The organism is Mycobacterium palustre, assembly GCF_002101785.1.
In the GTDB taxonomy this organism is placed as follows: domain Bacteria; phylum Actinomycetota; class Actinomycetes; order Mycobacteriales; family Mycobacteriaceae; genus Mycobacterium; species Mycobacterium palustre.
In genome coordinates this window covers 70,893-85,200 of the sequence record NZ_LQPJ01000105.1, presented here as the reverse complement: position 1 = coordinate 85,200, position 14,308 = coordinate 70,893, and the positions used below count along the sequence as shown (strand labels likewise).

13 protein-coding genes are annotated in these 14,308 nt (G+C 70.2%); 6 read left to right on the top strand and 7 right to left on the bottom strand.

Annotated features, from left to right (window positions below):
* Positions 1-35 precede the first annotated feature (35 nt).
* The 4 genes from AWC19_RS31615 to AWC19_RS15025 form a co-directional block, all read right to left on the bottom strand.
* Positions 36-251, bottom strand: coding sequence for a hypothetical protein (locus AWC19_RS31615; RefSeq protein ID WP_158090879.1), 216 nt, complete (start codon positions 249-251; stop codon positions 36-38).
* A 104-nt stretch (positions 252-355) separates the two neighbouring features.
* Positions 356-850, bottom strand: coding sequence for a (2Fe-2S)-binding protein (locus AWC19_RS15035; protein WP_085078856.1), 495 nt, complete (start codon positions 848-850; stop codon positions 356-358).
* Positions 843-1,730: an FAD binding domain-containing protein gene (locus AWC19_RS15030; protein ID WP_085078855.1), complete on the bottom strand. Its 888-nt coding sequence runs from the start codon at positions 1,728-1,730 to the stop codon at positions 843-845. The genes AWC19_RS15035 and AWC19_RS15030 overlap by 8 nt, the downstream gene beginning before the upstream one ends.
* Complete coding sequence (locus AWC19_RS15025; RefSeq protein ID WP_085078854.1) at positions 1,727-4,075, bottom strand: xanthine dehydrogenase family protein molybdopterin-binding subunit; 2,349 nt, start codon at positions 4,073-4,075, stop codon at positions 1,727-1,729. Before AWC19_RS15025 ends, AWC19_RS15030 begins: the two co-directional genes overlap by 4 nt.
* A gap of 49 nt (positions 4,076-4,124) precedes the next feature.
* On the opposite strand from AWC19_RS15025, the gene AWC19_RS15020 reads away from it, so the two are divergent.
* The gene (locus tag AWC19_RS15020; protein ID WP_085078853.1) at positions 4,125-4,688 is read left to right on the top strand and encodes a nucleotidyltransferase family protein; all 564 of its coding nucleotides are present in this window, start codon (positions 4,125-4,127) and stop codon (positions 4,686-4,688) included.
* On the opposite strand, the gene AWC19_RS15015 is transcribed toward AWC19_RS15020, so the two are convergent.
* The 3 genes from AWC19_RS15015 to AWC19_RS15005 all read right to left on the bottom strand — a co-directional run bounded on the left by AWC19_RS15015 (position 4,685) and on the right by AWC19_RS15005 (position 8,676).
* The gene (locus tag AWC19_RS15015) at positions 4,685-6,145 is read right to left on the bottom strand and encodes an amino acid permease (RefSeq protein ID WP_085078852.1); all 1,461 of its coding nucleotides are present in this window, start codon (positions 6,143-6,145) and stop codon (positions 4,685-4,687) included. The two genes, AWC19_RS15020 and AWC19_RS15015, sit on opposite strands and share 4 nt — an antisense overlap.
* A gap of 81 nt (positions 6,146-6,226) precedes the next feature.
* Positions 6,227-7,177, bottom strand: a complete 951-nt coding sequence (locus AWC19_RS15010; RefSeq protein WP_085078851.1) for an amidohydrolase family protein — start codon at positions 7,175-7,177, stop codon at positions 6,227-6,229.
* Between the two features lie 5 nt (positions 7,178-7,182).
* Entirely contained in the window at positions 7,183-8,676 is a 1,494-nt protein-coding gene (locus AWC19_RS15005) for an aldehyde dehydrogenase family protein (RefSeq protein WP_085078850.1), read from the bottom strand.
* Positions 8,677-8,771: 95 nt separating this feature from the next.
* On the opposite strand from AWC19_RS15005, the gene AWC19_RS15000 reads away from it, so the two are divergent.
* The 5 genes from AWC19_RS15000 (at position 8,772) to AWC19_RS14980 (ending at position 14,238) form a co-directional block, all read left to right on the top strand.
* Positions 8,772-9,713, top strand: coding sequence for a LysR family transcriptional regulator (locus AWC19_RS15000; RefSeq protein WP_245848990.1), 942 nt, complete (start codon positions 8,772-8,774; stop codon positions 9,711-9,713).
* A gap of 365 nt (positions 9,714-10,078) precedes the next feature.
* The gene (dnaK, locus tag AWC19_RS14995) at positions 10,079-11,947 is read left to right on the top strand and encodes a molecular chaperone DnaK (protein ID WP_085078849.1); all 1,869 of its coding nucleotides are present in this window, start codon (positions 10,079-10,081) and stop codon (positions 11,945-11,947) included.
* Complete coding sequence (grpE, locus tag AWC19_RS14990) at positions 11,944-12,606, top strand: nucleotide exchange factor GrpE (RefSeq protein WP_085078848.1); 663 nt, start codon at positions 11,944-11,946, stop codon at positions 12,604-12,606. Before dnaK ends, grpE begins: the two co-directional genes overlap by 4 nt.
* A 55-nt stretch (positions 12,607-12,661) precedes the next feature.
* Entirely contained in the window at positions 12,662-13,840 is a 1,179-nt protein-coding gene (dnaJ, locus tag AWC19_RS14985; RefSeq protein WP_085078847.1) for a molecular chaperone DnaJ, read from the top strand.
* The gene (locus AWC19_RS14980; RefSeq protein ID WP_085078846.1) at positions 13,840-14,238 is read left to right on the top strand and encodes a heat shock protein transcriptional repressor HspR; all 399 of its coding nucleotides are present in this window, start codon (positions 13,840-13,842) and stop codon (positions 14,236-14,238) included. The genes dnaJ and AWC19_RS14980 overlap by 1 nt, the downstream gene beginning before the upstream one ends.
* The last annotated feature ends 70 nt before the right edge of the window (positions 14,239-14,308 follow it).

Below are 14,308 nucleotides of genomic sequence, written 5' to 3'. Positions count from 1 at the left end.
AATCGAGACCAAGTCCGGCATGACCCGCTGCCAGATCAACAAGGAAACCGTCGGGTGCTCGGCGCCGGGTTCGTCGTGCTCGGCCGCGGCGTGGGAAAGGTCGGTTCGGTGGGCCCGGCGCCGGGCGTGGCGACCGGCTTGCCCTCGATGACGGAGCTGCAGCCCGCGACCAGCACCAGACCGGCCAGCGCGGCCGAGAGCAGCATCGAGCCGCCGGCCAGACTCCGCTGCGCCTTCCGCGATACCTGCACGCCCAACTCCCGAGAAATCAGAAATATCAGGGCTTAGGGTACGCGCGGGCCCGCGAAAGTTACTGCCGCCAGGCAATTATCGATGCCGAGCCGATGGCGCGGGGTTACCTCGGCGTGACCGCCGAGGAGCGCATCGCCTCGGCCGCCCGGTGCGCGGCGGCGACGATCCCTTGATAGCCGGTGCAGCGGCAGAAGTTTCCGGACAGGCCTTCGCGGATTTCGGCGTCGCTGGGGTTGGGGTTGTCGCGCAGCAGCGCGGTCAGCGACGTGACAAAACCCGGCGTGCAGAAGCCGCATTGCAGCCCGTGGCACTCCCGCAGCGCCGACTGCACGGGCGACAGGGTGCCGTCCGGCGCCGCGATGCCCTCGACCGTCGTCACCGCCATACCCTCGGCCTGCACGGCGAACATCAAACACGAGCGCACGGCCGCGCCGTCCAGCAGCACCGTGCAGGCCCCGCACGCCCCGTGCTCGCAGCCCAGGTGGGTGCCGGTCAGGCCGCACCTTTCCCGCAGGAAGTCCGCGAGCGTCATCCGCGGTTCGACGCTGGCGTTGACCGCCGTCCCGTTGACCGACAACTGGACCGGTTGTTCATGCATTGCCTGCCCCCGCGACGGCTTTTGACACTGCTTGGCTCCAGGCGCGCGCGGCCATGGTCGCTCCCACTTTGGTGCGATACGCCGCCGACCCCTGCAGGTCGGACGGGACATCGTCGAGCCCAGTCATCGCGGCCCGCCCGACCTCCTCGGCCACCAGCTCGCCCACCGGCTTGCCGATCACCGCGGCCTCGGCCGCGGTGGCCCGCGTCACGGTGGAGCCCAGGCCCAATAGGCCGATCGCGCAACGCGATACCCGGTCGTCGTCGTCGAGTGAGACCGCGACCAGCGCCCCCGCGATCGCGAAGTCGCCGTGCCGGCGCGCGAATTCCTGGACGGCGAACCCGGATCGGCCGTTCCACACCGGAAACCGCACCCCGGTGAGGATCTCGTCGGATTCCATCGTGGTCTCCCACACGCCGGCGAAGAAGTCGGCGGCGGCGATGTCGCGGCGCCCCGACGGCGACCGCACCTCCATCACCGCGTCCAGCGTCAGCGCGACGGCGGGGTATTCGCCGGCGGCGTCGGCGTGGGCGATCGACCCGCCGAGGGTGCCGCGGTTGCGGATCTGGAAGTGCCCGACGAACGGCGTCGCCAGCGTCAGCAGCGGAACCGCTTGGCGCACATGGTCGTCGGCGCCCACCGCGGCCTCGGTGGTGCCCGCGCCGATCCACAATTCCGACCCGCGGCGCTCGATGCCCTGCAGCTCGCCCAGCCGGGAAATGTCGATCAGGTGGTCGAAGTACGCCAGCCGCATCGCCAGCATCGGGACCAGGCTCTGGCCGCCGGCAATGATTTTCGCGTCGTCGCCCAGCTCGGCCAGCACGGCGACGGCGTCGTCGACGGTGTCGGGGCGGTGGTAGTCGAACGAGGCGGGCTTCACCGCGCCGCCTCGCTCAGCAGGGCCGAGATCGACGCCGGGCTCGCCGGGAGCCGGGTGACCGTCACGCCCAGCGGCGCCAGCGCGTCGTTGATCGCGTTGATCACCGCGGGCACCGAGCCGATGGCCCCGCCCTCGCCGGCGCCCTTGTAGCCGCCGGGCCCGGGGCCGGGAATCTCGACGTGACCGAATTCGATGGGCGGCACCTCGGTGGTGGTCGGCAGCAGGTAGTCGACGAACGTGGTGGCCAGCGGGTTGCCGTCGTCGTCGTAGGCCAGCTCCTCCATCAGCGCGCCGCCGATGCCCTGCACGGTCCCGCCGGCGATCTGGCCCTCCACGACGGTCGGGTTGATCATCGGCCCGACGTCCTCGCTGACGATGTAGCGCAGCAGCGTGACTTTGCCTGTGGCCACGTCGACTTCGCAGGTGCAGGCGTGCGTCGCGTTGGACCACAGGATGGGCGCCTTGGCGACGTAGCGCGCGGTGGCCTCCAGATCGGGCGACATCCCCGGCGGCAGCGCCTGCGGCGAGTAGTAGGCCAGGTAGGCCAGCTCGCCGAAGCTCACCCGCCTTGACGGGTCGCCGCGCACCGCCGCGGCCGACTGTGCCAGCTGCACTTCGGTTTCGGCCACCTTGAGGTGATGGGCGGCCAGCGCAACGACCTTGTCGCGCAAGATCTTTCCCGCCTCGGCGACCGCCCCGGCGGTCATCGGGCCGCTGCGGCTGCCCTGGGTGCCGGCCCCGTACGGCGTGATCGCGGTGTCGCCCTGGATGGTGGCCATGTCGTCGATGTCGGCGCCCAGCGCGTCGGCCGTCAGCTGAACGACCGTGGTTTCCAAGCTGTTTCCGGTCGAGCCGCCGTTGACGTAGACGTTGATCTTGCCCGTCGGCTCCATCCGGATGGTGCAGCCCTCGGCGCCCAGGTGGCCCGTCCCCGCGCTCGTCGGCTCGATGTACGCCGAAAAGCCCAGGCCCAGATAGCGGCCCTGGGCGAGGGCTTCGGCCTGCTCCTTGCGAAACCCTTCGTGGTCAAGGATTTTCACCGCCTGCTCGAACGTCTCGATCGGGGCGACGTGGTCATACGGCATGCCGTTGGGGTTGAAGTAGGGCATCTCGTCGCGGCGCAGCAGGTTGCGCCGGCGCAGCTCGACCGGGTCGAGCTTGAGCCGGCGCGCGGCGATGTCGAGCAGGACCTCGCGCGCCAGCGTCTCGTACTGCCACGGGCCGCGGTAGGCGGCCAGGCCGCTGGTGTTGGAGAACACGGTCTTGTAGTTGAAGCTGGCCTTGGGCACCCGGTAGGGGCCCGGGAAGAACATCCCGATCGCGGCCGCGGTCAGCACTGGATACGGCGTCGGGTAGGCGCCGACGTCCTGAACGAAGTCGATGTCGGCGGCCAGGATAACGCCGTCGTCGTCGAACGCCATCCGGCCGGTGCCGTCGACGTGCCGGGCCTGCCCGGCCGACATCAGGTTCTCCCGGCGGTCCTCGATCCACTTCAGCGCGCTCGGCACCTTGCGGGCGGCCAGCATGATGCACATGTCTTCGCGCATCGGCACCACCTTCTGGCCGAAGCCGCCGCCGGTGTCGCGCATGATCACCCGAACCCGTTGCGCCGCAATGCCTAACAGGCGCGCGCAGAACGCCCGCAATTCGTGCGGGGTCTGGGTGGACGCCCACAGGGTCAGCTCCCCGGAGGCCGCCGACCACTCGGCAACCAGGCCGCGCGTCTCGATCGGTACCGGCGCGTAAATCTGTTGGTAGATGCGCTCTTTCACCACACACGGCGCCGAGGCGAACAGCTCCTCGTCCGGCGGCGCACCGCCCATGCCACCCGCGACGTTGTTGGCGTAGCTGTCGTGCACGAGCACGTCCGAGTCCTGCGCGCGGGTGAAGTCGGTGATCGCGGGCAGCGGCTCGTAGTCGACATCGATCATCTCGAGGGCGTCCTCGGCGATGTAGCGGCTCTCGGCGACGACGAGCGCGACCGGGTCGCCGACGAACTTCGCCTCGCCCTCGGCCAGCGGGGGCCGCGGGGTGTCGGGGACGTCCTTGCCCGCGACGGCGTGCCACGCCTCCCGCACGTCGGGGTTGAGGTCGGCGGCGGTGAACACCGCGCGCACGCCGGGCAGCTCCAGGGCCGCCGAGGCGTCGATCCCGTTGATGTGGGCGCGGGCGAACGGGCTGCGCACGAAGCAGGCGTGCAGCATGCCCGGCCGCGAAATGTCGTCCACGAAGCCGCCGCGTCCCGTCAGCAAGCGGCCGTCCTCCACCCGTCGCACGCGGGTCCCGGCGTAGCGGGGGGCCGGCCCAGAAGAAACCGCCGCGGCCCCCTGGAGGTCCTGAGTCATCGCGCTCCGTAGTTTCGCCGGGTGAGAAGCCCAATGTCATCATAGGAGAGTGCCGTTATCGCAGTCGAGCGGCCCCGTGGCCCGCTCGGTAGGGGTCCTGCTCGCCGCGGGCGCCGGCCGGCGCTACGGCAAGCCGAAGGTCCTGGTGGAGGGCTGGCTGGACGCCGCGGTCACGGCGTTGCTCGGCGGCGGCTGCGACGACGTCGTCGTCGTGCTGGGCGCGGCCGAGGTTTCGATACCTGCCGGGGCCACCGCGGTCGTCGCGCCCGACTGGGACCAGGGGCTGAGCGCGTCGGTGCGGGCCGGGCTGGCCCAGGCCGACCGGATGGGGGCCGACTACGCGGTGCTGCACGTCATCGACACCCCCGGCACGGGCCCCGACGTGGTGGCCCGGGTCCTGGGCCGCGCGGCCGCGTCGCCCGGCGGCCTGGCGCGGGCGCACTTCGGCGACCGGCCCGGCCATCCCGTGGTGCTGGCGCGCCGGCATTGGCCGGCCGTGCTGGCGCGGCTGTCCGGCGACCGGGGCGCGGCCGGGTTTTTGAGCGGCAGGGACGACGTCGAGATCGTCGAATGCGGCGATCTGGCCGACGGTCGCGACGTCGACGAGCCTTAGGCCGGCACGGGCGGATCGGTGGACGGCGCGGGCTCCGACGCGGTTACTTCGGCGGCGGCCGCCCGCACGCGGTGCCGGACCAGAAACCACCCGCCGGTGAGCGCGGGAATGGCGACGACCGTCGCGCCCAGCAGGTATGGACCCTGGACCTTGTCGAAGAACATCAGGACCACGACGCTGGCCAGGAAGGCCAGCGTGAGATAGCCGCTGTACGGTGCCAGCGGCATCCGGAATTTCGGTCGCTGCACCCGCCCGGCCCTGGCCAGGTGGTAGAACCGGAGCTGGCTGGCCACGATCGTTCCCCAGGCGAACACGATGCCGATGGCGGCGACGTGGAGCACGATCTCGAACGCCTGGCTCGGTTTGACGGCGTTGAGCACGATCCCCAACAGGCCCACCGCGCTGGTGAGCAGGATCCCGCCGTACGGCACGCCGTTGCGCGACATCGGCTCGGTGAACTTGGGCCCGCTGCCGTTGATCGCCATCGACCGCAGGATGCGGCCCGTGGAATACAGCCCCGCGTTCAAGCTCGACAGCGCGGCGGTGAGCACCACCAGGTTCATCACGCTGCCCGCGCCGCTGTAACCCATCTTGGAGAAGAAGGTCACGAACGGGCTGACGTGATCGCGGTAGGCGGTGTACGGCAGCAGCAGGCCCAGCAGCACGGTGGACCCGATATAGAAGACCGCGATGCGGAACACCACCGAGTTGATCGCGCGCGGCATGATCCGCTCCGGGTCGGCGGTCTCCCCGGCCGCGATGCCGACCAGCTCGATGGCGGCGTAGGCGAACACCACCCCCGAGGTGACCAGCACCAGCGGCAGCAGGCCGGTCGGCAGCAACCCGCCGTGGCTGTCCCACAGCCCGGTGCCGGTGTCGTGGCCGTCGACCTTGAAGCGCCCGACCAGAAAGACCGTGCCGACGACCAAAAACGTCACCAGCGCCAGCACCTTGACCAGGGAGGCCCAGAACTCCAGCTCGCCGAAGGCCTTGACCGAGATCAGGTTCATCGCCAACACCACCACGAGCGCGATCAGGGCCAGCGTCCACTGCGGCACGACTTGCAACGTCTTCCAGTAGTGGCAGTAGTGCGCGATCGCGGTGGTGTCGACGATGCCCGTCATCGACCAGTTCAGGACGTACATCCAGCCCGCGACGAAAGCCAGCTTCTCGCCGAAGAATTCGCGCGCGTAGGACACGAACGATCCCGACGACGGGCGGTGCAGGACGAGCTCGCCGAGCGCCCGCAGGATCAAAAAGACGAAGACGCCGCAGATCCCGTAGACGAGGAACAGTCCCGGCCCCGCCGAGGCCAGCCGTCCGCCGGCACCGAGGAACAGGCCGGTCCCGATGGCGCCGCCGAGGGCGATCATCTGGATCTGGCGGTTCTTCAGGCCCTTGTGATAGCCGGTGTCTTCGCGGGCAAGCCGCGCGGCGACGCTGTCTTGCGGTGCCATCGAGCTCCTGCCGTGGTGGCTCTACGAAAGGCTCAGGCTAACCCATCGACGCGCGACTCGCTGGCTAACACCCGGCGAACATCACACGCCCAGCAACCGCTCGGCGTTGCCGTGGCTGATGAGCGCGCGATCGTCGTCGTCGAGAGCAAGACCGTCGAGGAACGCGCGCGCGGCCTTCATCGACCCGAAGGGATAGTCGGCCGAAAAGCACACCCGCCCGACGCCGACCTGGGCGACCAGGTTGGCGTAGGTCGCCTCGTCGTTGAAGTTGGCGAAGGTGTAGTGCAGGTTTCGCCGCAGATAGGTGCTGACGGGGTGCCGCAGCCCGGTCAGTTCCGGGGTCAGCGTGGCGTCGAACCGGGGCAGCATGAAGGGGATGCCCTCGCCCATGTGCCCGACGACGAATTGCAGCGACGGGTAGCGGTCGAACACGCCGCCGAGGATCAGGCGCAGCACGTGCGTCGCGGTGTTGATGTGCCAGCCCCAGCCCACCGTCGCCAGCGCGAAGGTCACCTCGTCGGCAAACCCCGCGTAGCTGGATTCGACGACGGCCGCCGGCGGGATCGTCGGGTGCAGGTACACGGGAACCTTCAGCGCCGCCGCGCGGGCGAGCACCGGGTCGAAGAAGGGATCGTCCAAATAGCGCCCGTGGCTGTGGCCGTTGATGACCGCGCCGACGAAGCCGTGCCGGCGCACCGCGCGCTCGAGTTCTTCGGCCGCCTCGTCGGGCGCGCTGATGGGCAGGGCGGCGAACCCGGCCAGCCGGTCCGGGTATCGACCGACCGCGGCGGCGAGCTCGTCGTTGGCGCTGCGCGCCAATCGGATCGCCTCGGGCCCGTCGAGCTGTTCGACCCCCGGTGCGGCCAGCGACAGCACCGCCAGGTCCGCGCCGGCTTCGTCCATCGCCGCGATGCGGCCGTCGCCGAGGTCGCTGATCGGTTCGACGATGCCCGCGCGCGACGCCAGCCAGCCGCCGGGCCCGTTCAGGAATTCCGTTGTGGCGTAATGTTCTTCGAGCGCTATCGTCCGCATGTCGCCTAGCCCGCGAGCACCCTGGCGGCGGCGCTCCAGTACGGCAGTTCGTCGCGCTTGGAGACCATCCGGATGGTCTTGGTGTAGCCGTACTCCGAAAGGGTCTCCTGCGCGTGCTCCCGGCCGAACCCGCTGTGGCCGACCCCGCCGAACCCGGTGCCGATCGACATGCGGTGGTAGTTGTTGACGAAGACGGCCCCGGCGCGGATGCGCCGGCTGACCCGCATCGCCCGATCGGCGTCCTGGGTGAAGACCGCCGCAACCAGCCCGAACGGCGTGGCGTTGGCGATGCGCACCGCCTCGTCCTCGTCGGCGAACGGCATCAGGGTCACCACCGGGCCGAAGATCTCGTCGCGGGCCACCCGCATGCCGGGCGTCACGTCGGTCAGCACGGTCGGCGCCACGTAGAAGCCCTCGGCCAATCGCGGGTCGTCGGGCAGGGGCGCCTGGGCGGCGACGCGGGCGCCCTCGGCGACGCCGATCCGCAGGTAGTCCAGGACCTGCTTTTGTTGCGCCCGGGTGACCAGCGGCCCCACGTCGGTGGCCGGGTCGGCGCCATCGCCCACCCGCAGCCGGCTCACCGCGGCGCACAGCTTTTCCTCGAACTCGGCGTAAATGCTGTCCTGCACCAGGATTCGTGACGACGCGGTGCACGCCTCGCCCTGGTTGAAGAAGCCGCCGTCGACGGCGGCCAGCAGCGCCTCGCGCAGGCTGGCGTCGTCGAAGACCACCAACGGGTTCTTGCCGCCCAGCTCCATCAGCGCCGGGGTCAGGTTGCCGGCCGCGGTCCGCAGCACGGCGGCGCCCGTCCTCGGGGACCCGGTGAACGAGACCTTGCCCACCAGCCGGTGCCCGGCCAGCGCCGCGCCCACCTCGCCCCTTCCGGGCAGCGCGTGCACCACCCGGTCGGGCAGGACCGACTGCATCAGTTCGACCATGCGCAGCACCACCGAGGGCGTCTGCTCCGGCGGCTTGAGCACGACGGCGTTGCCGACGGCCAGCGCCGGCGCGATCTTGCCCGCGGTGTGGATGGGCGGCCAGTTGAACGGCACGATGGCCGCGATCACGCCGTACGGTTCCAGCGTCGTCACGTCCAGCACCGGGCCGTAGTCGCGGGCCCGGCTGGGCAGCACCTCGACCAGGCTGCCGAAGTACTCGAAGATGGCGATCGCGGCTTCCACGTCGAAGTTGCGGGCCTGGGTGATCGGCTTGCCCATCTCCAGCGTCTCGAGCGCGGCGATCTCGTCGGCGTGGGCGCGGATCACCTCGGCGATCTGGCGCAGGTATCGGCCGCGCTCGCGCGCCGGGCGCTGCTTCCAGCCCAGGTGCGCGGCGTGGGCGCGGCGCACGGCCTGGTCCACCTCCTCGGGCCCGGCGCCCTGGACAACGGTCACGGTCTGTCCGGTGGCGGGGTTCTCGACGACGAACTGGTCGTCGGTGGAGGCCGAAGACCAGCGGGTTCGGGTCCTGGTCAGGGGCAACGCAGCGTGCTGAGTCATGCGGGCACCGTCCGGGTGAGGGATGGGAGTGAACGGCGAAGGGGTTCAGCCGACACTACGTCGACAGGTGGTATCTCAGCCAACGAGATTTCCTGATGAACGTCATCACCGACGGTGATAATGGCTCGGTGGAGCTTCGCCACCTGGAGTACTTCCTTGCGGTCGCGGACCACCTCAGCTTCACGCGCGCCGCCAAGCGGCTGCACGTCGTGCAGTCCGGGGTCTCCGCGACGATCAAGGCCCTCGAGCGCGAGCTCGGCGCGGATCTGTTCGTCCGGGGCCCGGCCGGGGTGGCGCTCACCCCGGCGGGCCGCGAACTCGAGCCCCACGCCAGGGCGGCCGTCGACGCCGCCCGCGCGGGCAAGGAAGCCGTCGCGGCCCGCCTCGGGGCCATCAGCGGCACCGTCAAGCTGGGGACGCTGATGTCGATCAACAACGTCGACCTGCCCGCGCTGCTCGCCGACCTGCGTGCCCGGCATCCCGGCGTGCTGGTCCAATTCCGTTTCGCCCGGGCCGGTTCGGCGGGCCTGGCGCAGCAGCTCCGCGACGGCGACCTCGACGTCGCCTTGCTGGTCTTTCCTGACGGGCCGCCGCCCGACCTGCACTCCCGCCTCGTCGCCGCCTTTCCGTTGCTGCTGATCGTGCCCGCCGGCCACCCGCTCGCCGGGCGGGAGTCGGTGGCGCTGGCCGAGCTGGCCGGAATGTCGTTCGTCGACGGCCCGCCCGGCTACGGCGATCGCGCCGTGGTCGACCGCGCGTTCGCCGCCGCCGGCGTCGAGCGCACGGTCGCCCTCGAGGTCGCCGACATCGCCACCACCGCGACCCACGTTCGCAACGGCCTGGGCATCGGCTTTTTGAGCCGGTTCATCCTCGACGAGATCGGCGACGACGGCCTGGCGACCGTCCGGATCTCCGATTACGACCTGTGCTGGCGCCTCTACGTCGCCATGTCGGCGACCCGGCCGCCAACGGCCGCCACCCGCGCGGTGTTTTCGCTGATCGAGGAGATGATTCCCGACTCGGTCGGGCCAGCGTGAAGCCTGGGCGGCGCGTGTGTGCTGAGGGCGGCGGGTGTGAAGTGTGGGCTTTCGGTGTGAGCTGAGGGTGGCAAATGTGCGCGCAGGGCGCCGGCATCACACACTGAAAGCCGGCGCCGTCGAGTGTGAAATGTGGGCGCCGAGTGTGAGCTCAGGGCTTCGGGCCTGCGCACGGCGCGCCGCTCGCCCCCTTGAGCGTCGGGCCCCGGGAACAAGCCCGCGGCGCCCACCGTTAAGATGATCAGCAAGTTGAGTGAACTAGGCTCAAGACTGGGTTGACACCCCGGCGGCCAAACGGGCAGGCTTGAGCGGGGTTCACTCAGCATAGCGCAGGAAACAAGCTCTACTACCCAGGAGGAATCACCATGGCTCGTGCGGTCGGCATCGACCTCGGGACCACCAACTCCGTCGTCGCAGTTCTCGAGGGTGGCGACCCCGTCGTCGTCGCGAACTCCGAGGGCTCCCGGACCACCCCTTCGATCGTCGCGTTCGCGCGGAACGGCGAGGTGCTGGTGGGCCAGCCCGCCAAGAACCAGGCGGTGACCAACGTCGACCGCACCATTCGCTCGGTCAAGCGGCACATGGGCAGCGACTGGTCGATCGAGATCGACGGCAAGAAGTACACCGCGCCGGAGATCAGCGCGCGCGTGCTGATGAAGCTGAAGCGCGACGCCGAGGCGTACCTCGGTGAGGACATCACCGACGCGGTCATCACCGTGCCCGCCTACTTCAACGACGCCCAGCGGCAGGCCACCAAGGACGCCGGCCAGATCGCCGGCCTGAACGTGCTGCGCATCGTCAACGAGCCCACCGCCGCGGCGCTGGCCTACGGCCTGGACAAGGGCGAGAAGGAACAGACCATCCTGGTCTTTGACCTCGGCGGCGGCACGTTCGACGTCTCGCTGCTCGAGATCGGCGAGGGCGTCGTCGAGGTCCGCGCCACCAGCGGTGACAACCACCTCGGCGGCGACGACTGGGACCAGCGCATCGTCGACTGGCTGGTCGACAAGTTCAAGGGCACCAGCGGCATCGACCTGACCAAGGACAAGATGGCCATGCAGCGGCTGCGGGAAGCCGCCGAGAAGGCCAAGATCGAGCTGAGCTCGAGCCAGAGCACCTCGATCAACCTGCCCTACATCACCGTCGACGCGGACAAGAACCCGCTGTTCCTCGACGAGCAGCTGACCCGCGCCGAGTTCCAGCGCATCACCCAGGACCTGCTGGACCGGACCCGCAAGCCGTTCCAGTCGGTGATCGCCGACACCGGCATCTCGGTGTCCGACATCGACCACGTCGTGCTGGTGGGTGGTTCCACCCGCATGCCCGCGGTGACCGACCTGGTCAAGGAGCTCACCGGCGGCAAGGAGCCCAACAAGGGCGTCAACCCCGACGAGGTGGTGGCCGTGGGCGCCGCGCTGCAGGCCGGCGTGCTCAAGGGCGAGGTGAAAGACGTTCTGCTGCTTGACGTCACGCCGCTGTCACTCGGCATCGAGACCAAGGGCGGGGTGATGACCAAGCTGATCGAGCGCAACACCACCATCCCGACGAAGCGGTCGGAGACGTTCACGACGGCCGACGACAACCAGCCGTCGGTGCAGATCCAGGTCTACCAGGGCGAGCGCGAGATCGCCGCGCACAACAAGCTGCTCGGCAGCTTCGAGCTGACCGGCATCCCGCCGGCCCCCCGCGGCGTCCCGCAGATCGAGGTCACCTTCGACATCGACGCCAACGGCATCGTGCACGTCACGGCCAAGGACAAGGGCACCGGCAAGGAGAACACCATCCGGATCCAGGAGGGCTCGGGCCTGTCCAAGGAAGAGATCGACCGGATGATCAAGGACGCCGAGGCGCACGCCGAGGAGGACCGGAAGCGTCGCGAGGAGGCCGACATCCGCAACCAGGCCGAGACGCTGGTCTACCAGACGGAGAAGTTCGTCAAGGAGCAGCGCGAGGCCGAGGGCGGGCCGAAGGTCCCCGAGGACACGCTCAACAAGGTGGACGCCGCGGTGGCCGACGCCAAGGCGGCGCTGGGCGGCACCGACATCTCCGCGATCAAGTCGGCGATGGAAAGGCTGGGCCAGGAGTCCCAGGCGCTCGGCCAGGCGATCTACGAGGCGACCCAGGCCGCGGGTGGGGCCGGCGGCCCCGGCGGCGGCGAGCCCGGCGGCGCGTCCGGCTCGGCTGACGACGTTGTGGACGCGGAGGTGGTCGACGACGACCGGGAGGCCAAGTGACGGACGGAAACCCCCAGGAACAGGTGACGATCACCGACAAGCGGCGCATCGACCCCGAGACCGGCGAGGTCCGGCACGCCCCTTCCGGCCCCGCTGAGCCGGAAGGGGCGCCGGGGGCGACCGCGCCCGGCCGGTCGGAAGACAAGGCGTCCGACAAGGTCGCCGAGCTGACCGCCGATCTGCAACGGGTGCAGGCCGACTTCACCAACTACCGCAAGCGGGCGCTGCGCGACCAGCAGGCCGCGGCCGACCGGGCCAAGGCGGCCGTCGTGGGCCAATTGCTGGGCGTGCTCGACGATCTCGACCGGGCGCGCAAGCACGGCGACCTCGAGTCGGGCCCGCTGAAGTCGGTGGCCGACAAGCTGATGGGCGCGCTGACCGGCCTCGGCCTGACCGCGTTCGGCGAGGAAGGCGAGGACTTCGACCCGGTGCTGCACGAAGCGGTGCAGCACGAGGGCGACGGCGCCGACGGCTCCAAGCCGGTGATCGGCACCGTGATGCGGCAGGGCTACAAGCTGGGCGACCAGGTCCTGCGTCACGCCCTGGTCGGCGTCGTCGACACCATCCCGGACACCGCCGCGGGCGGGGCCGAAGACGGCTCGCCGTCCGAAACCCCACCGCGCGACACGGGCGATAACGCCGACGCCGCAGGTGACTAGGCACAACAATCGAAAAGACAAATACATAGAGAAAGGTGAAAGGGGGTGACGCGGCATGGCCCAGCGTGAATGGGTCGAAAAGGACTTCTACAAGGAGCTGGGCGTCTCCTCTGACGCCAGCCAAGAAGAGATCAAACGCGCCTACCGCAAGCTGGCGCGCGACCTGCACCCGGACGCCAACCCCGACAACCCGGCCGCCGGCGAACGCTTCAAGGCGGTGTCGGAGGCGCACAACGTCTTGTCCGATCCGGCCAAGCGCAAGGAGTACGACGAAACCCGCCGCCTGTTCGCCGGCGGCGCTTTCGGCGGCCGGCGCTTCGACGGCGGCAGCGGCTTTACCTTCAACGTCGGCGGCGACGGCGCCGAGTTCAACCTCAGCGACCTGTTCGACGCCGCCGGCCGCAGCGGCGGCGCCAACATCGGGGACCTGTTCGGCGGCCTGTTCGGCCGCGGCGCCAGCCCACGCCCCAGCCGGCCTAGGCGGGGCAACGACCTCGAGACCGAGGCCGAGCTCGATTTCGTCGAGGCCGCCAAGGGCGTGGCGATGCCGCTGCGGCTGACCAGCCCGGCGCCGTGCACGAACTGCCATGGCAGCGGCGCGCGCCCGGGCACCAGCCCGAAGGTGTGCCCCAGCTGCAACGGCTCCGGCGTGATCAACCGCAACCAGGGCGCGTTCGGCTTCTCCGAGCCGTGCACCGACTGCCGGGGCAGCGGCTCGATCATCGAGCACCCCTGCAAGGAGTGCAAGGGCACCGGGGTGACCACCCGCACCCGCACCATCAACGTCCGGATCCCGCCCGGCGTCGAGGACGGCCAGCGGATCCGGCTGCCCGGGCAGGGCGAGGCCGGGCTGCGGGGGGCGCCGTCGGGCGACCTGTACGTGACGGTGCACGTGCGCCCCGACAAGGTCTTCGGCCGCGACGGCGACGACCTGACCGTCACCGTTCCGGTGAGCTTCGCCGAATTGGCTTTGGGCTCAACGCTTTCGGTGCCCACGCTGGACGGCAAGGTCGGTGTGCGGGTGCCCAAGGGCACCGCCGACGGCCGCATCCTGCGGGTGCGTGGACGCGGCGTGCCCAAGCGCGGCGGCGGCAACGGCGACCTGCTGGTCACCGTGAAGGTGGCCGTGCCGCCGAACCTGGAGGGCAAGGCGCAGGAGGCGCTGGAGGCCTACGCGGCCGCCGAGCGCGCCAGTGGATTCAACCCACGTGCGGGATGGGCGGGTAATCGCTGATGGCCGGAAACTCACGGACCCCCAAGGAACCGGACTCGCGGACGTTTCTGATCTCGGTGGCCGCCGAGCTGGCCGGCATGCACGCCCAAACCCTGCGCACCTACGACCGCCTCGGGCTGGTCAGCCCGAGGCGCACGTCCGGTGGGGGACGGCGCTATTCGCAGCACGACGTCGAACTGCTGCGCGAGGTGCAGCGGCTGTCGCAGGACGAGGGCGTCAACCTGGCCGGGATCAAGCGGATCATCGAGCTCACCAACCAGGTGGAAGCCCTGCAGGCGCGGGTGAAGGAGTTGACCGAGGAGTTGGCTCAAATGCGCGGCACCCCGCGCCGCGACCTCGCGGTGCTGCCCAAGAGCACCGCCGTGGTGGTGTGGCAGCCGCGCAAGGCGCGCGGCTGACGCCCGCCGGTGCGTAGCCGGCTACTCGTCCGGCCGCCGAAACGTACTTAACTGGCCGCAGGCCCTAGCA

Bases quoted from the DNA above. Each gene is read 5' to 3' on its own strand.
- AWC19_RS15035 (WP_085078856.1), bottom strand. From the start codon at position 850: ATGCATGAACAACCGGTCCAGTTGTCGGTCAACGGGACGGCGGTCAAC.
- AWC19_RS15025 (WP_085078854.1), bottom strand. From the start codon at position 4,075: ATGACTCAGGACCTCCAGGGGGCCGCGGCGGTTTCTTCTGGGCCGGCC.
- AWC19_RS15015 (WP_085078852.1), bottom strand. From the start codon at position 6,145: ATGGCACCGCAAGACAGCGTCGCCGCGCGGCTTGCCCGCGAAGACACC.
- AWC19_RS15010 (WP_085078851.1), bottom strand. From the start codon at position 7,177: ATGCGGACGATAGCGCTCGAAGAACATTACGCCACAACGGAATTCCTG.
- AWC19_RS15005 (WP_085078850.1), bottom strand. From the start codon at position 8,676: ATGACTCAGCACGCTGCGTTGCCCCTGACCAGGACCCGAACCCGCTGG.
- AWC19_RS15000 (WP_245848990.1), top strand. From the start codon at position 8,772: ATGAACGTCATCACCGACGGTGATAATGGCTCGGTGGAGCTTCGCCAC.
- dnaK (WP_085078849.1), top strand. From the start codon at position 10,079: ATGGCTCGTGCGGTCGGCATCGACCTCGGGACCACCAACTCCGTCGTC.
- dnaJ (WP_085078847.1), top strand. From the start codon at position 12,662: ATGGCCCAGCGTGAATGGGTCGAAAAGGACTTCTACAAGGAGCTGGGC.
- AWC19_RS14980 (WP_085078846.1), top strand. From the start codon at position 13,840: ATGGCCGGAAACTCACGGACCCCCAAGGAACCGGACTCGCGGACGTTT.